The sequence below is a fragment of the Mycobacterium sp. 050128 genome, assembly GCF_036409155.1.
Classification (GTDB): Bacteria; Actinomycetota; Actinomycetes; order Mycobacteriales; family Mycobacteriaceae; genus Mycobacterium.
Genome location: NZ_JAZGLW010000001.1, coordinates 1,522,075 through 1,541,133, shown reverse-complemented (window position 1 = coordinate 1,541,133; position 19,059 = coordinate 1,522,075). Strand labels below are relative to the sequence as shown.

Below are 19,059 nucleotides of genomic sequence, written 5' to 3'. Positions count from 1 at the left end.
GCGTCCGGCGGCGGTGCTTCACTGCAAGCATGCGGAGAAAAACAGAGCTGGCGCGACGATTCTTCGATCGATTCGAGCCGGTGCACGCGGTGACGTACTTCGCGCCGGAGGCGCGGGCAGCACTCGACGAGCTGGGATACCGGGGCTTCTGGATGGGCTACTTCGCGGCCCGGTCCGCCCCGCTGGGCACGGCCCCACCGGAGCTGGTGACCGCGATCTTCTACAACTTCGCGCCCCAGCGGGTGGCCAAGGCCTTGCCGGCGGCATGGCAGATCGCCGGCCCGGATGCTGCATTGCGTGCCCGGCAGGACTCAGCGGTCGCGGCGCTGCGCCGCTATGGGTTGCAAGAAGACGAAAACGTAACTCTTGCAGCCGAATTGGCGGGAAAGGCGGTGCGCCAGGCGGGCGTCGACGGGCGACCGCTGTTCGCCGCGAATCGCGCGCTGCCGTGGCCGGACAATCCGCTTGACGCACTGTGGCATGCGACCACGCTGCTGCGTGAGCACCGCGGCGACGGCCATGTGGCGGTATTGACCGCGGCGGGCGTCTCGGGCCGGGAATGCAATGTGCTGCATGCGGCGGCGCACCGTGTCCCGCGTGATTACATCGCGCGCACCCGCGATTACGACGAGACCGAATGGCGTCACCACGAACAGCGACTGGCCGAGCGTGGCCTGCTGTACGAGGATGGCACGCTCACCGCGGCCGGCGCCGAACTCAAAGATCATGTCGAATCGAGCACCGATGCGCTGGGGTTGTCGGCGCTCGACGCACTGAGCGACGACGAGGTGGAGGCGCTGTTCCAAGCGCTCACGCCGATCACCCGAACGGTGGTCGAAGGCGGCGACGTCCTCGCCGTAACGCCAATGGCACTGCGCCGCAATGAGTTACACGACGCAAGTGCACATTTGAGCTCTGCCTAGCGTTACGGATCACGCGGCAGCAGGCGCTGCTTTTGCTCGATGAATTCGTCTTGGGTGAGAATTCCGGCATCACGCAGCGAGGCCAGCTCGCGAAGCTCGGCGGCGATGCTCGTGATCGGGCCGCCCGCTGGAATCTGGGCCGCCTCGGGCGGTTCGGTGGGCTTGGAATCCTTTGGTTTGCGCCCGGGTATCCCGACGCGCTCCTGGGTTCGAGCGACACCTCCGCCGGTGGTGCCGGCCATAGCGCGCCCGGCCATGCTTGCCAGGGCCATCTGGCTGAACAGGCTTCCCGCGCTGGAGCCGGTGGCCTGGGCGGCGGCGCCGACGGTCGCGGCCGGCAGTGCTGTCGTCATCGCGCGTAATTCGGGGGCCGCGGCCACCCATGCCGGCGGTACCGACAGCCGTCCGACCGAGGGCGCGTGGCGGAACTGCCCGGAAACCGTCGCTGCCGGTTCGGTGAGCACCGGAAAGGATGTCGCCGGTGCAGGTGCATTGCCCGGCCACGGTTGTACACCCGCCCAGCCGCTGACGATGTCGTCGGTGTGGACACCGGTCCAATATCCGCCTACGTCGTAGGGAAGAGCCGTCGTCCCCAGTGAGGTGTCGGCCGCGAGTCCCGCCGCCCCGATTTCCGGATCCAGAAAAACAGCGCTCAGGTCCGCGAGCAGGCCCAGTAGGTCCCGCCCCCCGAATCCAAAGTCGGCCGGACTGGCCAGGTTGATCAGTGCGTTGGGGACGGCGGAGATGGCCTGCTGGACGTTCTGCTGCGCGTTGCCGACGGAGGTACCGGCGGCTTGGGCGACTGCGTCGGCTTGGTAGGCGGTCCCGTCGCTGTTGGTGCTCGACGACGGCGACTCGAACGGCGTCAGTGAGGTAGCCGATGCCGAGGAGGTCGCGTAGGTCTGCATGGCGCCGGTGTCCTGAGCCCACATCTCGCCGTACTGCGCTTCGGTGGTCGCGATCGCGCTCGTGTTCTGCCCGAAAAAGTTCGTGGCGACCAGCGCTGCCAACAGCGCGCGATTCGCGGCGACCACCGGCGGGGGCACTGTCTCCGCGAACGCGGCCTCGTAGGCGGCTGCCGCCGCGACGGCCTGGTTGCCCGTTTGCTCAGCCTGCTCGCCGGCGGTTCTCAACCAGGCGACATACGGAGCGGCGGCGGCTGCCATGGTTGCTGCCGCCGGACCCAGCCAGGGTCCAGCGGTCAGCTCAGCAATTGCCGACTGGTAGGAGGTTGCTGTCGAGTACAGCTCCGCGGCGAGCGTCTCCCATGCTGACGCCGCGGCAAGCATCGGTCCGGAGCCTGGTCCGGCGTAGATGCGCGCAGAGTTGATCTCGGGCGGCAGTACCCCGAAGTCCACTTTTCCCTCCGATCGAGCATGCCTGGCGCGCCCGCCGCTTCGGTAAACGGCAAACGAACACGACGCCGTGGCCTGGCCTGGCCGCCTGAGCTCATCATTTTGCTCACGGAGACTGTGAGTTAGCTGGGAGGTCCGGCTACTACGGCCGCCGCTTGGATGCCTAGCCACGGGAGTACCCGATTTACCCAGCTGCCCTGCGATAACACGTTAGGTCACGTGGCATTGTCCGTCGAAATCGCGTGAGCCGCCAATAGCATCGCAGGGAATTTAGCTGCCGGTTGACCGCCGCCGTGCCGGAGGTTCGTTTCCAGTAAAGCTGCCGTAAAGCCGTTGTCGACTGCCGGGCCAGCTAGCTGCTCGGCTGGGCTTGCACCCATTCTCGGACCTCGTCGGTGACGGGGTCGGTGACCTGGTCGAATTCGGGGTGCTTCTTGAGCACGGTCTGGAACATCGAGCACACCGGGACGATTCGTTTGCCGGCGTCGCGCGCCCCGTTCAGGGCCTCCTCGACCAGGATGGTCGCCAGGCCGCGTCCGCCGAATTCTGGGTCGACGACGGTGTGGTAGAAAACGCGCTGCTCGCCGCGGTCGGCGTAATCGGCGTGGCCGACCGTCTTGCCTTCGACGGCGATGGCATACGTCTGATGCCCCTCGGTGACGGTGGTCTCCGCGCCGGTCTTATCGGTCGTGGTCGTCATGTCGTTTCCTCCCATTCGGTTCGTGCGGTATTGGTCGCGGCCGTAGCCGGGCGGTCGGCAGCGGTGGGGCCGGCAGTCGCTTCACCGTGCCCCGGTAGCCGTCGACGGCGCCGAAGCGTGCGTCGGCGTCCTCCCACAGCTGGCGATACCCGACGATCTCGTCGTGGGTGCGCCCGACGAAGTTCCACCACATCAGCAGCTCTTCGGTGAAGGGGGCGCCCCCCAACAGCACTACCCGCGCGGGCTGATCCCCAACATTGCGCAGGTGGACCGCGGCGCTGCCCGGGCCTTGATAGCCGAGCGCGGCGACCGTCAGAGTCGTTCCGCTCATCGCTACGGTCCCCTCATCGCAGAGCACGCCGTGCTCGAACGCCGGGTCGACGTCGAGGTGCAGTTCGGCGTTCGCGTCGAGATCGATCTGGGCTCCGAGTAGCGGTGTGAACGTATGCACTGGAGACCGGCTGCCGACCACCTCGCCCAAGAACACCCGCGCTTGCGCGCCCGCCAAAGAGATGGGGTCTGGCACATAGTGAGCGAAGCCGCGTCCGGTGTCGCGATCGGAATCGGGCAGGGCGACCCACAGCTGCACGCCGTGCAAAACAGCGTCCGATCCGACCGACACCTCGGAATGAGAAATTCCCGCACCCGCGGTCATGAGATTCAACTCGCCGGGCCGGATGACGGCGTGCACTCCTGCGCTGTCGCGGTGTTCCACTTCTCCGGTGAACAGCCAGCTCACCGTCTGTAGTCCCGTGTGCGGATGAGGGGGTACATCCATGCGCGCTCGAACGGGGCCGTAATGGTCGATAAAGCACCAGGCTCCGATCAGCGATCGCTGTCGCTGCGGCAGGGTGCGTTGCACCCGGATGCCCCGCGGGCCGCCGAGCGGAACCTCGCGCGGATGTAGCACCTCGGTCCCCGCAACCCGTGCAGCACTGCAGGCGATTTCGGCCGGGGCGGTCTCGAGATTGCTCACCGTGCACCCTTCGTTGCGGGCGTGATATGGCGAAGGTACCCGCGCTCGCCGGCCTATCTGCCCGGCGGCCGCAGCATCTGCATGGCCACCCGCATGATCGGGTCGGGGATCTGATCCTTGACCGACAGCGCGGCGTCGGCGGCGCGGGACCGCAGCGGGGTGCCGCGGCCAAAGATCCGGTTCAGCGGGCCGCCGGACGGTTCCAGCACGACGTGCAGCGGCGGAGTGCCAACGGCGGCGCCCAACGCATTCGAGATGACCATCCGCTGAATCTCGCTGGTGCCCTCAAAAATGGTGTACAGCTTGGCGTCTCGGTACCACTTCTCGACGGGGTGGTCGGTGATGTAGCCCCAGCCGCCCATGGTCTGGAGCGCGCGCTCGGTGGCCTTGATCGCGACCTCGCTGGCGGCGAGCTTGGCCATCGAGCCCTCACCACGCTCGAAGGGGACTTCGTTGGCCGCCATCCAGGAAGCCCGCCAGGTCAACAGCCGGGCCGCGTCGATCTGGGTCGCCAGATCGGCCAACGGAAAGGCGATGCCCTGGTTGTCGATGATGGGTCCGCCGAACGCCTCGCGCTCCGTGGCATATGCCGTCGCGTACTCCAATGCCGCACGCGCGATGCCGATCGCCTGGGCGGCGACCATCGGACGGGTCTGTTCGAACGTGCCCAGCGTCGCCGAGCCCGAGCGCTGTCCCCCCGCGACGACCTCGCGGGCCTTGGCGAGTTTATGCTCCAGCTTCTCTTGTCCGCCAAGCAAATTGGCGCCCGGAACGCGAACGCCGTTGAACCGCAACTCCGCGGTGTGGGACGCGCGGCAGCCCAGCTTGTCGAGCTTGCGCACCAGTTCCAGTCCGGGGGTGCCGCCCGGCACCACGAAGAGGGCCTGGCCGCGGTGGCCGAGCTCCTCGTCGACGACGGCATTGACCACGTGCACGTTGGCGATGCCGCCGTTGCCGATCCACATCTTGTGGCCGTCGATGATCCAGTCGTCACCTTCGCGGTGTGCCCGGGTGCGCAGATTGCGCACGTCGCTGCCGCCCTCGGGTTCGGAAATCGCCAGTGCGGCCAGCTTGAGATCGCCTGGGGTGCCGAAACATTCAGGCGCCCACTGCAGCATCTGCTCGGGAGACGCGGCCTGACCGATCGCCGAAAGAGCCAGCGCCGGCATCACGATCGCCAGACCGATTCCGGCGCAGCCCCAGAACAACTCCTCCATAAACATGGGCAGGGACAGGCCGGTGCGATCACCGATCAGGTCGCGGTAGAACAGCGGACTGTAGAAGCCGCGCTGGGCCGCTTCTTCGAGGACCGGCCAGGGAAACTCCTGCCGCTGGTCGTATTCGAGCGCGACCGGACGGATCACGGATTCGGAGAATTCGTGTGCCCGCCGAGCAAGGTCGTGCTGCGCGGCCGTCGGTGTCAGGTCGAACGTCATGGTGCGCCTCCGGGTCGACGGTCTGGTGTTCCGTCGCGGTCGACTACCCGGTCGACTCGGTGAACAAACGTTCACGGGCACCGTGCACCGGTCAGGCGGCCGAACGCGGGCCAACCTGCGCGATCGGCAGGTGCAGCACTACTGCGGGAACCGGGATGGTCTCGTGCTCGCTGCGCGCCAGCAACGCCGCGTTCTCGGGCAGTTGCCGGGAGTTGATCTCGCCGGTGGCGATACGTCGCAGGATGTCGTGGGCGCGCGCGAGCTGGTCACGCTTGCGGTACTGGCCGCCGGGAAGCTTGACGCCCGCCCACACGCCGTACTCCTCACGATGTGCGATGGCGTATTGCGCACATCGGCGCTGCTGTGCCAGCGGGCAGCGACGCAGGCATTGGATCCGCGCCTCGGTGGCGGATCGTTCATAGGCACGCGCCTTGGCCGCGCCGTCACCGCCGTCGTCATCGGGGTAGCCGAACCACAGTTCCGGGTCGGTTGCGCAGGGGTGGCCCATGTCAGTCTCCTCGGCTAAGGGGCGAAACATATACGAAAGCGTATACACAGGAGCCCGCCCGGCGCAAGAGAAACGTGATAAAAGCGTATATACATAGCGATAGCGGGCTGGCTGTGTAATATCCGGCCTATGGCCGGAGCCAGCGGGTGAGCCGTGAATCGGCAGGCGCGGCCATCCGGGCATTGCGTGAGTCGCGTGACTGGTCCCTAGCGGAGCTTGCTGCCGCGACCGGCGTCAGCATCATGGGATTGAGCTATCTGGAACGCGGCGCGCGTAAGGCCCATAAAAGCACTGTTCAGAAGGTCGAAAACGGCCTGGGTTTGCCGCCAGGCACCTACTCGCGGCTGTTGGTGGCCGCCGATCCGGATGCCGAACTGGCCCGATTGATCGCCGCGCAGCCCCCCGAAACGATGTCGCCGCCGCGCACCGGGGCGGTGGTTGTCGACCGCCACAGCGACACCGACGTGCTGGAAGGATATGCCGAAGCCCAGCTCGATGCGCTGAAATCTGTCATCGATCGTCTGCCGGCGACGACATCAAACGAATATGAGACGTATATTCTCTCTGTGATCGCGCAGTGCGTGAAGGCCGAGATGCTAGCCGCCAGCTCATGGCGGGTTGCCGTGAACGCCGGAGCCGACTCGACCGACCGGCTGATGGAGCATCTTCGGGCGCTCGAGGAAACGCGCAGCGCGCTGCTCAAGCGGATGCCGACCAGTTTGAGCGCGCGATTCGACCAGGCCTGTGCGCGGTCGTCGCTGCCGGACGCGATCATCGCGGCGCTGCTCGGTGTGAGCAGTGACGAGATGTGGGACATCCGCAACCGCGGGGTGATCCCGGCGGGGGTACTCCCCCGCGTCCGTGCGTTCGCCGACGCGGTGGGGTCGACGAGCCAGGAACCCGTTGATGAGGGCAGCGGCGAGGGGGACCGATGACCGAAAGTGAAATCGAGGCGTTGAGCCGAGCTCACGAGTTGTTCGCGGGCAGCACCCGGCAGCCACAGCTGGTTGCGCCTTACCATGTGGTGTCGCCATCGTCAGTGAATACCGTTGTGGGACAAGGAAATTATCAATTTCAAGCAAAGCGGGGCCACGAAGCGCTGCTCTCGGCGGCGCGCACGGACGCCGCGGCCGCGGGCGTTATCGCCGACGCCCACCGCGACCGGGCGCAAGCCCGTGAGCTGACTAAGAACGTCCTCGACGAGGCCCGCGCCGATGCCGCCGTCACCTCGATAGCGCCGATGGCCCAGCGTGACGCGATGCGCCGTCGAGCCGCACGGCTGCGCGCCCAGCGGGCACACGTGTTGACCGCTCGGCTGCGCGCCCGTCGGCATTCGGCGGCGCTGCGCGCACTGCGCTACCGAATGCTGCACCACCGCGGCCTGCGGTTGCCGTCGCCGAGTAGTCGTGCCGGAATTGCGGTGCGCGCGGCGTTGTCTCGGCTGGGCCGCCCGTATGTGTGGGGCGCGACCGGCCCCGATCAGTTCGACTGTTCCGGGTTGGTGCAGTGGGCATACGCGCGGGCGGGGATTCATTTGGACCGCACCACATATCAGCAGATCAATGACGGAATCCCGGTGCCCCGTTCGCAAGTCAGGCCCGGCGATCTCGTCTTCCCGCACACCGGACATGTGCAGATGGCGATCGGCAACAATCTCGTCGTCGAAGCCCCCTACTCGGGCGCCTCTGTGCGGATCAGCCGGTTGGGAAACTACGTCGCGATTCGTCGGCCGATATGAGATTAGGTTGAGCGTATGTCGGAACAGACTGGCCACTCGCTAACCGCCATTCAGGCGCGGCAGTCGGCGATGGCGACCCGGCATGACTCGGTCGCCGAGGCAGACTGTGCGCTAATGGACGTGCTTGCCAGCGCGCACGCCGCGATGCGGGAGAGCATCAGACGTCTGGATGCGATCGGCGACGAGATCGAGCGTGCCGTTCCGCAGCAGCGGAGCCTGGGCGTCGACACGCCCATGGGGGCGAGGGAGTTTCAGAAGTTTCTGGTTGCCAAGCAACGTGAGATCGCGGCGGTCGTGGCGGACGCGTGCGAGCTTGATCGGGCGAAAAGTGCTGTGCTGAAAGGCCTGCGGGCACAATACGGCGTATCCGCGGGATAGCGCCAGGCTGTTATCCACAGCCGCGTCGCGGTGAATTGTCCACAGCTCAGGGCCTCAGTACTGTCACCCGGCATGGAGGGGTCGCGACACCGCCCGCGTTGGGCCGCAGCGGCGTTTGGCTAGCCGATGTCGACGTATGACGAGCTGCTTGCCACGGTCAGAGTTGTGCGCGACCGCACCGGTGACCCGAACGCGTGGCAGGCAGGCCTGACCCCAACGGAGCTGGCCGCGGTGATCACCCCCACGACACATCCGGAACAACTCGACACGATTCTGGCCAAGATCCGCAGGCAGCATCCGGGCCTGTTCGGCTCCGGGGCGCAACCGCCTGCTCCGTCGCCGCAGCAGTCCGAGGGAGCCGCCGCCGAAGCCATCGCAGGCGCTGAAGCCGCTCTGGCACACCAGAATTCGGCTAGCTCCCAGCTGGATTTGCAAGTGATCTCGGCCATCATGAACGCCCACCTAAATACGGTCGAAGGCGCTGAAGCGCTGAGCGCCTTGCAACGCGAGACCGAGGCTGCAGTGCAAACCCGATCGGACTTGGACACTCCGGCGGGTGCACGCGACTTTCAGCGATTCCTGATCGGCAAGCTCAGGGACATCCGCGCCGTGGTGATGACCGCCAGCCTCGACGACACGTCGAAGTCAGCACTGATGGCCGCGTGGACCTCGCTCTACGACGCCTCGAAGAGCGTGCCGAGCGTTGCCGGCGAGACCCGGCCGGCCTCGGTTGCCTCGCCCGTACGGGCAGCCGATCCGGCCGCCGCCGGTGACGATCCGCTACTGGATTCGCTGCTGGCCGATGACCCTGGCCTGTTGACCGGGGATTCGGGGCCCGGGCCGGCCGAGAGCGCGCCGCCGTCCGCGATGCCGTCGGCGATGCCGGGGATTCCCAATCTTGGGCTGGGGTCGGCGCCGGGACCAGGTTCGATGGGTGGTTGGGGGACGCCGGGCGGGCTGCCGCTGCCCGGGCGTGCGGAGGGCAGCGAATCTGATCCGGCCCTGGCGGGCCTGGACGACGAAGACCCCGACGCGAACCCAACCGATCACGAATTGGATGACCCGGACGAACACAAAGACGACGAGCACGGTGCGGAGGTGTCAACGGCGGAATCGGCGCCCGCGGGCCCGACGACGGTTACCCTGCCCGACGGCGACACGGTGACGGCGGCCAGCCCCCAGCTGGCGGCGGCCATCGAGGCCGCGGTGGGCGGTGCGCCGATCCCGGACGCGTTCCATCAGCAGGGAATCACCATTCCCGCACCCGGAACCGCAGTCGCCAATCCGATTGATCCGGTACAAGTCGGACCGGGAGACGTCGGAATCTTCACCGATCGCCATGCGCTGGCCCTCGGCCACGCCAAGGCCCTCCTCGATGGCCAGATTCAGCACATCGCCACCGTAAGCGGGCCGAGCTTCCTAGGCTGGGAGCATCCGCCGGCCGCGGCGACCGCGACCGCGCCAGCCAGGACCGACGCACCGACACCGACCCGGCCGGCGGCCACGCCGACCACTGGACAATAGTGAATTCGCCGGACCGGCCGGCGGCGCAGAAACAGGAGAAAGCGGATGGCAGATCGAATCCATGTGGTGCCCGCGCACTTACGTGAAGCAGCTGCGCATCATCAGGAGACCTCCGACTACTTGCGCACCGTTCCGTCGTCGCATGCCGCCATCCAGGAGAGCCTGGACTCGCTGGGGCCTATCTTCGGTGAACTTCGCGACGCCGGACGTGAACTGCTCGAACTGAGACGCCAGTGCTACGAGCAACAGGCCGACGACCACGCCGACATGGCGCACAACCTGACCGTGACGGCCACGACATGGGATCAGCATGAACAAGATGCGGCCGGCGAACTCGGTCGCGTCGTCGACGGCGGTCGATGACCGACGCCAATCCCGCGTTCGACACCGTTCACCCGAGTGGGCACATCCTCGTCCGCTCGTGCCGCGGCGGTTACATGCACAGCGTTGCGCTGAGCGAAGAGGCGATGGATACCGACGCTGCGACCTTGGCGCAGGGCATCCTGTTGACCGCTGATGTTTCCTGGCTGAAGGCGTTGCTGGAGGTTCGCTATGAGATCGTGGCGGCCGGACACACCCCGTCGGCGGAGGTCCCGACCCCGAACGACCTCGATGCGGCGATCGAGAAGCTGCTGGCGCACAAGCTGCGCCGCCGCGACGGCGCCGACTAACCGTTCGGGTTTAGATCAACCAGGTTTTGACGGCGTCGGGATCGGGTGCAATATCGGTTGGTGGCTCGATGGGGTTGGCGCCAAACAACTCTCGTGCGCGGCCGAGCAGGGTGCGCACCTCATCGAGTTGCTGCTGCAGCGCAGAATCAACCATGGCCCTACGCTACCGAGCCGCTCCCACCTGCACAATTCACCTTCGGTAAAGAGCGTTCGGAATATGTCGGTAGTCTGACGCGGTGGCGATCTTCGGTCGAAAGACGGCGCGCCAGCGCCTCCGGAGAGCTACCCGGGAATCATTGTCGATGCCGGCCTTCAGCTCTCCTGTCGATTGCACCCCGTGGGTGATCGGTGGGCTTTGGCCTGCCGAACTGTCGATGGCGACAGACGAAACCGTAACTCTCGCAGAGTATCTCGAAAAGGATCTGCAGCAAATCACCGCCAGCGCCAACAAGCAGTTGGGGATGGTCAAGCGAGCGGGACTCACCGATGTGGGCCGGCGGGCGGCAGAGGCCCGCGTCATCGACGAGGCGCGTGCCCGCGCCGTGCGGCGCGTCGAATCGACCATTCGCCAGCTGGACTTGATGAAGGCGCAGACGCGCGCGCGACGCCAAACCGCGCAGGTCGCGCGACGTTTCAGCACGGCCGACATGGAAAAGACGCAAGTCATCCCGGCGGTCCCGGCGGCCGAACCCGATGTCGGCGCGTCAGCGGCCGACAAAACCCAGGTCATCCCGGTGGTCCCGGTGACGGAGCCCGAAATCAGACCTCGGACGCTCGATCAGACCCAGGTCATCCCGGTCATCCCCGCGCAGCCCGCGGTACCTGTTGAGGAGCCGGTGACTGAGGTTGCCGCCAATGACGACGACGTTTCGGGTGGCCGGCATCGAGCTCCGTCCGAGGAGACCACCGTGGACGTCGCGGTTCCGCTGCAGCAGGAAGTCTCGGCGGCCGCAGTCGACGCGGAATCCGAGACCGCGCGATTGGAAAAGCTAGTCCCGCCAGCGGAACCTGCCGTGAGCGAGCCCGAGCCCGAGCCCGAACCAGAGCCGCAACCGGAACCGGAGCCGGAGCCGGAGGCGGAACCGGAACCGGAACCCGAGGTCGTGAGCGAACCTGAGCCGGTGGCCGTGAGCGAACCCGAGCCCGAACCCGAACCCGAACCCGAGCCGCAACCGGTGGTCGTGAGCGAACCTGAGCCGGTGGCCGTCAGCGAGCCCGAATCCGAACCCGAGCCGGAACCGGAACCGGAACTCGTCAGCGAGCCCGCACCCGAGCCGGATCCGGAACCGGAGCCGGTGGCCGTCAGCGAGCCCGAATCCGAACCCGAGCCGGAACCGGAACCGGAACTCGTCAGCGAGCCCGCACCCGAGCCGGATCCGGAACCGGAGCCGGTGGCCGTCAGCGAGCCCGCACCCGAACCTGAGCCCGAGCGGGAACCGTTGGTCGTGAGCGAACCTGAGCCGGTGGCCGTCAGCGAGCCAGAACCGGAACCCGAGCCGCAACCGCTGGAAGCGCCTGCGGCTCTTGTTGCCGTCGAATCCGATTCGGAACGGCTGCACCGGCTGCTGGCGTATGTCGTCCGCCAAGAACCCGGGTTGAACTGGGCGGTCGGCGATCTCGCCGACGGCACCACACTGCTGGTCACCGACCTCGCGCACGGCTGGATTCCGCCGGGCATCGCGCTCCCGGTCGGCGTGCGGTTGCTTGCACCCGGCCGCCGCAGGGGTAAAGCCTCCGCACTGCTCGGCGAGGCGACCCTGACCGCGACCTACACCCCCGGCGATCGAGTCGGCCGTGCGACAGACTTCCCGCCGACCGAATCTTCGGTGCAGGCCCGCGAACTGCCGCCCGTCGAAGATCTCGGGTGGGAGCTGGGTCGAGTCACGCACTGGCGGGACGGACTTCCCCGGTTGGTGCACACCTTGGCGAAAGCCGCCACGTCGGGCACCGGTGTCGTGGAGGAGGAAGCCGATCTGCTGCGTGTGCATCTCGACACCGCCCGCTATCAGCTGCTGAGCCAGTACCCGGACGTCGTGCCCGCACTATTGCTCAACTGTCTATTGCTGGCCGCCACCGAAAGCAGTGTCACCGGCGATGCGACGTCGGCGAACTATCACCTGGCGTGGTTCCAGAAGCTCGATGAACCCCCGGCCAGCCAGTGGACCGCCGAGTCCTGACCGCAGCTATAGCCGATATCGCGCGGGTTCGTCGTGGCGAGACAGGTAGTCGACTACGCATGCGCTCAACACCGGGGACTCCCTAGATTTTGATTGACGGCCGGACCGACCGGGCGCAAACCCCTCTCAGGTGATCGAAATGCTAGCCATCCCGAAAACCGCGGTGCTGCATCGTGATACCGCTGCACCCAGGCAACCGCAGCACAGTATGGCCCCGGAGCCTGTCCTCATCACCGAACGCCAGGTCATGTTCGCCACGGCCGCGGCCGTCGCCGGCGCGCGGCCCCACCCCGCACCGCGCCCGCGTCCCTGGCTCACCACGTTCTGGCAACGCCTGGTCCTGAGCGTCAGCATCGAGCATGAGCCGCGCCGCCACTACCCGCCACGGCGGATGAGCTACTTCGAGCAGGCGGCGACGGCCCGAGAGATGGACCGACTGTGAACGAACTTCTGATGGTCGCTGAAGGCGTCGTGCTGCTGGTGATCAGCGTCGGAATTCACCACCTCTCCGCCTGGCTGGAACGCTGGGATTACGAACGCCACTGCGAGGATTGACGGACACTCCCCCATTCGCGTCCGCCCAGCCACTCGTCAAATTGTGAATTGACGCTGGTTGGAGGGGTCGATGATACTGACATGGTGGCGGGGTCGGGCGGTCGCAGCGAACATAGCGACCTAAAAGACAGAGATCTCGTCGAAGCGGTTCTGCGTGAGCTGAGCGAGGCAGCCGACAAGTGGGAAGCCCTTGTCGCGCAAGCCGAGACGGTCACGTACAGCGTGGACTTGGGGGATATTCGCGCCGTGACGAATTCCGACGGCAGGTTGGTCGAGTTGTCGCTGCATCCTGGCGTGATGACCGGTTACGGTCACGCAGAATTAGCGGACAGGTTGAACCTCGCGATCGCGGCGATTCGCGAGGAGGCAGAAGCCGAGAATCGGGCCAGGTACGGCGGCGAACTGCATTGATGTCGGTGTCGATGCAGCAATCCTGCATCGACCGCCTAAAGGAGACTGACCGTGCCACTCAATCTGTCCAACCGGGATCAGAATTCGGGGCACCTGTTCTACAACCGACGGCTGCGCGCTGCGATCACCCGGTTCTCGGTGCGGATGAAGCACGACGACCGCAAACAACAAGCGGCCGTGGCGCTGTCGATCGTGCTCGTGCTGATCGGCGTCGGGTGGATGGCGTTGCTTCATGTCATGAAGCCCTCGGGCCTGGTCGGCCAGTCGTCGATCATCGGGGACCGCGACACCGGTGCCGTCTACGCGAGGATCAACGGCCGGCTCTATCCCGCACTCAACTTGACCTCGGCCCGATTGGCGGTCGGCAGTGCCGGGGCCCCGACGTGGGTCAGAGCCAGCGAGATCGCGAAGTACCCGACGGGCCCGATCATCGGCATCCCCGGAGCGCCCGACAGCTTGCCGATCACGTCGAGCGCCGAATCGGCCTGGTCGGTCTGCGACGCCGCAGCCGCCCGCGGCAGTGGAACCGCGCCGGTGGTGACCGCCATCGCCGGTCAGCTGTCCCCCATCGGCCGGTCGGAGCCGATGCACCCGAAGCAGGCCATCCTGGCAACCCACAAGGGCGCAACGTATGTGATCTGGCACGGGCAGCGGTCCCGCATTGATCCAGCGGACCGGTCGGTGACATTCAACCTCGGTCTCGATCCAGGTGTGACGTATCCGATCGAAATCTCTAACGCCCTGTTCGACGCGATGCCGTCAACGGAACCTATTGTACTGCCGGTCATTCCGGGCCGTGGCACGCCGTCGCGGTGGCTGCCCGGTTCCATTGTGGGCAGGGTCCTGGAAACCCGCGACGCGAGCGGCACCGTCAACGGCTTCTACGTGCTGCTGCCCGACGGCGTCCAGAAGATCACCAGCTTCGTCGCGGACCTCTTACGGACCGCGGATTCGGAGGGCTCGACGACACCCACCCTGGTCGCCCCCGACAAACTGATTCAGATCCCGGTGGTCGACGTCCTCGATGTCGACTACTACCCTTCGGAGAAGCTGGAATTCATTGATACGTCCGCAAATCCGGCAACGTGCGTGGGCTGGGAGAAGCAATCGGGCGACCCGCAGGCTCGTATCACTATCTTCAGCGGGCGCGGTTTGCCGGTTTCGATCGGTATGGATTCCCGGGTGGTTAGCCTGGTCCGCGACGATCGTGACCCCAATTCCGCTGAGGCACAACAGACTTTGATGCTGCCGGGTGCGGCGAACTTCGTTGCGACAACCAGCGGCGTCGCGACGGCCGACAGCCGTGAGAGCTTGTATTGGATTTCGCCGCAAGGTGTTCGCTACGGTATCCAATCCGACCACGCCACCTTGCAGGCGCTGGGGCTCGATCCAAAGCTCGCGGTCCAAGCGCCCTGGCCGATTGTGCGCACCTTCGCGCCCGGGCCCGCGATCGGTCGTGACGCAGCACTGGTGGCGCGTGACGCCGTCTCGGGAGGCGGTGCGGTAGCGCCGATTCCCGATCTCAACGAGCTGGCAGGCGGGGGTTAAACAACAATGTCCAAACGAGGTTTCGTCCGCGGCGGCCGCAAGCCCGCGCCGAATGTTCCACCGGCGCGCATCGCCGTCGCCGCACCGCTGGCATTGCCCGAGCGTGAGCCCCGCAACATCCTGCTGATGATCGCGATTCCCGCGCTGCTCGTCGGAATCATCGGCACGCTGGTGGTGATGTACGCATCCGGCATCCGATCCCTGCAGTCGGGCTTCTTCCCGATGATCGGTCTGGTCGGGTTCGGCACGCTGATGTTCAGCGGGCGATTGGGGCGCGGGCGCCGAATCAGTTGGGGCGAACAAGAAAAGCAACGCCGGGCCTACCTGCGCCAGCTCGACGACGACCGCGACGAAGTGCAACGCGCCGCCCAGGATCAGCGACGCAGCCAGCTGTTCGTGCACGGCGATCCGCAGAAGCTGGATACCGTGATCGGTGGGCCGCGGATGTGGGAACGGCGCCCCGCCGACCCGGACTTCCTCGACGTTCGGCTGGGGATCGGGATTCAGCAAGCCAGCGAATCCGCGGTGTCACTGCAGTGGCCCGACGTTCCGATCGGCGAAGAGCTCGAACCCGTAACCGGGGGTGCGCTAAGGGATTTCATCCTCGAACAGAGCAAGATCCGCGGAATCGGCAAGGTGCTGAGCCTGCGGTCGAAACCCGGTTTCAGCTTCGTCGGCGATGATCCGGGTGAACTGCACAGCCTGGCCCGTTCGATCCTGTGCTCGCTGGCCGTCTACCACAGCTCCAGCGATCTCAAAGTCATGGTGGTCACCCGCCACCCTGAGTTGTGGTCGTGGCTGGTGTGGCTGCCGCACAACCAGCACGACGAGATGTTCGACGCGTGCGGACTGCGCCGGTTGATTTTCACCTCCCCCACCGAACTGGAAGAGGCGCTCGACGCCGAGCTGCACCGTAAGGGCCGGGGACCGTGGACGCCGCCGGTCGGCATGAGCCCGACATCCATGCCATCGCCGATCGAGTCCAGCCCCGGCCTGGCGCTGGGACCGCACTGGGTGATTGTCGACGACAATGTCGGCACCCCCGAGCAATGGGAGGGCGTAACCGGGCAGAAGGGCATGGCCGGCATTACGGTGTTGCGGCTGGCGACCCGGGCCGGTCTCGGCGTCGGATTCAGCGACGACAGTGAGCGTTTCGTGCTGCGCGAAGGCAGACTCAGCCACCGCGGCACGTTCTACGCCGTGGCGGACATGCTCGCCGAAAGCACCGCCAACCGGTACGCGCGAGCACTCGCCCGCTGGTCCCCGATGAGCGCCGGAGACCTGTCGGAAACCGACAGCCAAGGTGGCGAATTGCTGCGCGCGCTGGGCATCAGTGACCCCCGTGAACTGGACGTCGACCGACTCTGGGGTGAGAGCCGCGGTCGAGGCGACCACAAATGGGCGATGATGCCCGTGGGCGTCAAGCAAGGCGGCGAGATGCAACAAATTATTTTGCGCGCCAAAGACTTTGGCGGTTTCGGGTTTCACTCGGTGGTGATCGGGACATCCGGCTCCGGCAAGTCGGAATACTTCCTGTCACTATGCACCGGGATCGCGTTGACGCACTCCCCCGAGACGTTCATCGTGATCTTCGTCGACATGAAGTTCGAATCCGCGGCCCAGGATCTACAGGGATTCCCCCACGTCGCGGGTTCGCTGTCGAACCTGGGCAAGGATGACCGTCACCTGGCCGAGCGCATGCGCAAGGCCGTCAACGGTGAGATCGCACGGCGGTACCGTCTTTTCAACCAGGCCGGGGCCCGCGACGCCAACGAGTACGAAGAGATGCGCCTCGCCGGTCGTGACCTGGAACCCGTACCGATTCTGCTGGTGATCATCGACGAATATCTCGAATTGTTCATTCATCATCCGGAATGGATCGATCTGGTCATCCACATCGGGCAAGAGGGCCGCGGCTGTAACGTCTTCTTCACGCTGGGCGGCCAGCGGCTGGATTTGTCGTCGCTCAGTAAGGTCAAGAGCAACATCGCCTTTCGGGTGGCCCTGCGTGCGGAGACCGCCGAGGATTCCCGCGATGTGATCGGCAGCGACGCGGCGCTGCATCTGCCGTCGAAGGAGAACGGCTACGCCCTGCTCAAGGTGGGGCCGCGCGACCTCGAGCAGTTCCGGTGCTTTTATGTGTCCGCTCCGTTCGTGGTGCCCAAGCGGGCAGTCAACGTGAATAAGACTGTAGCGATGAGCTTTTCGCAGCCGCGGGCGTTGACCTGGGCCTACCAGCCCCTCAGTGAAGCCGACAGCGAAGCGTTGGCAGTCGCCGACGAGCCCGAGGAACCGGACGAGTTCCTGTTCCACTCCGACGGGTTCCGGAAGAAGAAGCTGGTCGACGTGATCCGCGAGTCGCTGATGTCGCACAGCGCGCGTCCACCCCACCAAATATGGCTGCCACCTTTGGAAGTCAGTGAGACGATGGACGTGCTGGTGGCGAGCTGGCGGCGCAAGCCGTGGTACGCCGACTACGGCGACAACCCCGGTCTGGTGTTCCCGGTCGGCGTCGTCGACATCCCCGAAGACCACGCGCAGCGGGTGTACGCCGTCGACGCGGAGATGGACAACATCATGGTGGTGGCGACCGCCCAGCGCGGCAAATCGACCACGCTGATGTCGCTGATCACCTCGGCCGCATTGATGTACCGGCCCGAGCGGGTGACGTTCTTCTGCATCGGTGCTTCGCTGTACCCCGTCGAAGAGCTACCGCATGTGGCATCCGTCGTCAGCCAAACGGACAAAGAGGGCGTCTCGCGGACCGTCGCGTCGATCGAGGGCTTGATCCTCGCGCGCGAGGCAGCGTTCAAGCAGTACCAAATCGACATCTCCGAATTCCGGGAACGGCGATTCGGGACGGAGCGGGAAGGCGGCACCGACCCCGCCGACAAATTCGGCGACGTCTTCCTCGTCGTCGACAACTTCAGCGACCTGTACGACAAGGATTCCCCGATGGGAGACCGCGTGGTGTCGATCGCACGCCAGGGCTTGTCGTACGGGGTCCATGTCGCGACCACCGCCACGGCGTGGCTGGTAGGACAAAAGCAGGCGCTGGTCAATGTGTCCAATGCGCGCATCCAGCTGCGGCTGAGCAATCCGGACGAAACCCAGATGGGTGAGGGCCTCGAGCGCCGAAAGGCCGCCCGCAACACATTGGACCGGCCCGGGTTCGGCGTGACTCGCGAGGGCCACGAGTTGCTGGTCGGCGTCCCGGAGATCACCTCGGCTACCGGTGAACGGGTGCCGACCCGGCAACTCGGTGCGGTCATTGCCGAGGTGACCGGCGTCGGCAGGCTGGAGAAGCTGGCGCGGCTGCCCGAACAGATCCAGCTCGCCCAGATCATCGCGGCGTTCGCGGAGACCGATGAGGCCGCCGACCCGTTCAATGTTCCCTTCGCCATCGGCGAAAGCGCTTTGCAGCCAACGTATTTACCGACTCGAACGGTGCCCAGCATGCTGGTGCTGGGTCGACAGTTGTGCGGAAAGACGACGACCCTGGCCGCCTTCGGGCAGGCGGTCATGAGCCGGTTTAGTCCCGAGCAGGCGCAGATCACCATCATCGATCCCAAGACCTCGCTGATCGGCAAAATTCGGGGTCCGCATGTGCGCGCGTACGCCTATACCGCCGACGACATCGACACCGTGATCGAGGAGTTGGCGGCCCTGATGCGCGACCGGCTTCCTCCCTCGGGTCTGAGTCAGGAAGAGTTGCTGAGCCGCAGCACGTGGGAAGGCCCGCACCATTTCCTTCTGATCGACGACGAGCAGGAACTGCGCCCACACGGCGTGATCGGCAAGGCGGCCGCCAGCGCTCCGATGTGGGGGCTGATCGAGCGCAGTCGAGAGATAGGCCTGCACGTAATTGCGTCGCGCCTGCCCGGAAACTGGGCGGGGGTCTCGGTGACGAATCCATTCCTGCAGAAGATGACGAGTTCGCGAGCACCGACCCTATTCATGGACAACGACCCGGCGACGGTAAAGGTGTTCGCCAGGGTCAGCGCCCAGCAGCTACCGCCGGGGCGCGGCTTGCTCGTCACGACCGACGGCGCGATCGAAGGTGTGCTGGTGGGAACTCCGGAATAGGCCGAATCGGCGCGACCGGCCGGGGTGCCGAAAAGGTGAATCGACAGCTGCCAGTGACCCCCATAGAATCGGT

General features: G+C 66.0%; 18 protein-coding genes and 1 pseudogene. 13 read left to right on the top strand and 6 right to left on the bottom strand.

Going from position 1 to position 19,059, the window contains the following annotated elements; genetic code table 11:
• Positions 1-29: 29 nt before the first annotated feature.
• The gene (locus SKC41_RS07480) at positions 30-923 is read left to right on the top strand and encodes an SCO6745 family protein (RefSeq protein WP_330977049.1); all 894 of its coding nucleotides are present in this window, start codon (positions 30-32) and stop codon (positions 921-923) included.
• A gap of 2 nt (positions 924-925) precedes the next feature.
• Here SKC41_RS07480 and SKC41_RS07475 read toward each other — a convergent pair whose 3' ends face one another.
• The 5 genes from SKC41_RS07475 to SKC41_RS07455 all read right to left on the bottom strand — a co-directional run bounded on the left by SKC41_RS07475 (position 926) and on the right by SKC41_RS07455 (position 5,898).
• Positions 926-2,281 (bottom strand): PPE family protein, SVP subgroup, encoded by a 1,356-nt coding sequence (locus tag SKC41_RS07475; protein ID WP_330977048.1) that lies wholly within the window; start codon positions 2,279-2,281, stop codon positions 926-928.
• Between the two features lie 349 nt (positions 2,282-2,630).
• Entirely contained in the window at positions 2,631-2,978 is a 348-nt protein-coding gene (locus SKC41_RS07470; protein ID WP_330977047.1) for a GNAT family N-acetyltransferase, read from the bottom strand.
• Entirely contained in the window at positions 2,959-3,954 is a 996-nt protein-coding gene (locus SKC41_RS07465) for a pirin family protein (protein ID WP_330977046.1), read from the bottom strand. Before SKC41_RS07465 ends, SKC41_RS07470 begins: the two co-directional genes overlap by 20 nt.
• Positions 3,955-4,007: 53 nt before the next feature.
• Positions 4,008-5,390: an acyl-CoA dehydrogenase family protein gene (locus SKC41_RS07460; RefSeq protein WP_330977045.1), complete on the bottom strand. Its 1,383-nt coding sequence runs from the start codon at positions 5,388-5,390 to the stop codon at positions 4,008-4,010.
• Positions 5,391-5,481: 91 nt separating this feature from the next.
• Complete coding sequence (locus tag SKC41_RS07455; RefSeq protein ID WP_330977044.1) at positions 5,482-5,898, bottom strand: WhiB family transcriptional regulator; 417 nt, start codon at positions 5,896-5,898, stop codon at positions 5,482-5,484.
• Positions 5,899-6,044: 146 nt separating this feature from the next.
• Here SKC41_RS07455 and SKC41_RS07450 point away from each other — a divergent pair, with 146 nt between their 5' ends.
• From SKC41_RS07450 to SKC41_RS07425, 6 genes are all read left to right on the top strand, one after another.
• The gene (locus tag SKC41_RS07450) at positions 6,045-6,833 is read left to right on the top strand and encodes a helix-turn-helix domain-containing protein (protein WP_330977043.1); all 789 of its coding nucleotides are present in this window, start codon (positions 6,045-6,047) and stop codon (positions 6,831-6,833) included.
• Complete coding sequence (locus SKC41_RS07445; protein WP_330977042.1) at positions 6,830-7,636, top strand: C40 family peptidase; 807 nt, start codon at positions 6,830-6,832, stop codon at positions 7,634-7,636. The genes SKC41_RS07450 and SKC41_RS07445 overlap by 4 nt, the downstream gene beginning before the upstream one ends.
• A 15-nt stretch (positions 7,637-7,651) precedes the next feature.
• Positions 7,652-8,014, top strand: a complete 363-nt coding sequence (locus SKC41_RS07440) for a DUF4226 domain-containing protein (RefSeq protein WP_330977041.1) — start codon at positions 7,652-7,654, stop codon at positions 8,012-8,014.
• 126 nt (positions 8,015-8,140) lie between these two features.
• Positions 8,141-9,538: a DUF4226 domain-containing protein gene (locus tag SKC41_RS07435; RefSeq protein WP_330977040.1), complete on the top strand. Its 1,398-nt coding sequence runs from the start codon at positions 8,141-8,143 to the stop codon at positions 9,536-9,538.
• A 45-nt stretch (positions 9,539-9,583) separates the two neighbouring features.
• A complete protein-coding gene (locus tag SKC41_RS07430) occupies positions 9,584-9,901 on the top strand; it encodes an ESX-1 secretion-associated protein (protein WP_330977039.1) in 318 nt (105 codons plus the stop codon).
• Positions 9,898-10,209: a DUF2694 family protein gene (locus SKC41_RS07425; protein WP_330977038.1), complete on the top strand. Its 312-nt coding sequence runs from the start codon at positions 9,898-9,900 to the stop codon at positions 10,207-10,209. The genes SKC41_RS07430 and SKC41_RS07425 overlap by 4 nt, the downstream gene beginning before the upstream one ends.
• A gap of 10 nt (positions 10,210-10,219) precedes the next feature.
• Here SKC41_RS07425 and SKC41_RS07420 read toward each other — a convergent pair whose 3' ends face one another.
• A complete protein-coding gene (locus tag SKC41_RS07420; protein WP_175364318.1) occupies positions 10,220-10,363 on the bottom strand; it encodes a hypothetical protein in 144 nt (47 codons plus the stop codon).
• Positions 10,364-10,445: 82 nt separating this feature from the next.
• On the opposite strand from SKC41_RS07420, the pseudogene SKC41_RS07415 reads away from it, so the two are divergent.
• From SKC41_RS07415 to eccCa, 6 genes and pseudogenes are all read left to right on the top strand, one after another.
• A pseudogene (locus SKC41_RS07415) lies at positions 10,446-10,779 on the top strand (hypothetical protein); the annotation flags it as partial.
• Positions 10,780-10,790: 11 nt separating this feature from the next.
• A complete protein-coding gene (locus SKC41_RS07410) occupies positions 10,791-12,386 on the top strand; it encodes a DUF5631 domain-containing protein (protein WP_330978786.1) in 1,596 nt (531 codons plus the stop codon).
• Positions 12,387-12,525: 139 nt separating this feature from the next.
• Positions 12,526-12,828 (top strand): hypothetical protein, encoded by a 303-nt coding sequence (locus tag SKC41_RS07405; protein ID WP_330977037.1) that lies wholly within the window; start codon positions 12,526-12,528, stop codon positions 12,826-12,828.
• Between the two features lie 194 nt (positions 12,829-13,022).
• Positions 13,023-13,352 (top strand): DUF2710 family protein, encoded by a 330-nt coding sequence (locus SKC41_RS07400; protein ID WP_330977036.1) that lies wholly within the window; start codon positions 13,023-13,025, stop codon positions 13,350-13,352.
• A gap of 51 nt (positions 13,353-13,403) precedes the next feature.
• Positions 13,404-14,900, top strand: coding sequence for a type VII secretion protein EccB (gene eccB, locus SKC41_RS07395; RefSeq protein ID WP_330977035.1), 1,497 nt, complete (start codon positions 13,404-13,406; stop codon positions 14,898-14,900).
• Between the two features lie 6 nt (positions 14,901-14,906).
• Entirely contained in the window at positions 14,907-18,986 is a 4,080-nt protein-coding gene (gene eccCa, locus SKC41_RS07390) for a type VII secretion protein EccCa (RefSeq protein WP_330977034.1), read from the top strand.
• Positions 18,987-19,059 lie beyond the last annotated feature (73 nt).

Coding starts and splice junctions, on each gene's coding strand:
- SKC41_RS07480 (WP_330977049.1), top strand. CDS start 30: ATGCGGAGAAAAACAGAGCTGGCGCGACGATTCTTCGATCGATTCGAG.
- SKC41_RS07470 (WP_330977047.1), bottom strand. CDS start 2,978: ATGACGACCACGACCGATAAGACCGGCGCGGAGACCACCGTCACCGAG.
- SKC41_RS07460 (WP_330977045.1), bottom strand. CDS start 5,390: ATGACGTTCGACCTGACACCGACGGCCGCGCAGCACGACCTTGCTCGG.
- SKC41_RS07455 (WP_330977044.1), bottom strand. CDS start 5,898: ATGGGCCACCCCTGCGCAACCGACCCGGAACTGTGGTTCGGCTACCCC.
- SKC41_RS07445 (WP_330977042.1), top strand. CDS start 6,830: ATGACCGAAAGTGAAATCGAGGCGTTGAGCCGAGCTCACGAGTTGTTC.
- SKC41_RS07440 (WP_330977041.1), top strand. CDS start 7,652: ATGTCGGAACAGACTGGCCACTCGCTAACCGCCATTCAGGCGCGGCAG.
- SKC41_RS07435 (WP_330977040.1), top strand. CDS start 8,141: ATGTCGACGTATGACGAGCTGCTTGCCACGGTCAGAGTTGTGCGCGAC.
- SKC41_RS07430 (WP_330977039.1), top strand. CDS start 9,584: ATGGCAGATCGAATCCATGTGGTGCCCGCGCACTTACGTGAAGCAGCT.
- SKC41_RS07425 (WP_330977038.1), top strand. CDS start 9,898: ATGACCGACGCCAATCCCGCGTTCGACACCGTTCACCCGAGTGGGCAC.
- SKC41_RS07420 (WP_175364318.1), bottom strand. CDS start 10,363: ATGGTTGATTCTGCGCTGCAGCAGCAACTCGATGAGGTGCGCACCCTG.
- SKC41_RS07410 (WP_330978786.1), top strand. CDS start 10,791: ATGAAGGCGCAGACGCGCGCGCGACGCCAAACCGCGCAGGTCGCGCGA.
- SKC41_RS07405 (WP_330977037.1), top strand. CDS start 12,526: ATGCTAGCCATCCCGAAAACCGCGGTGCTGCATCGTGATACCGCTGCA.
- SKC41_RS07400 (WP_330977036.1), top strand. CDS start 13,023: ATGGTGGCGGGGTCGGGCGGTCGCAGCGAACATAGCGACCTAAAAGAC.
- eccCa (WP_330977034.1), top strand. CDS start 14,907: ATGTCCAAACGAGGTTTCGTCCGCGGCGGCCGCAAGCCCGCGCCGAAT.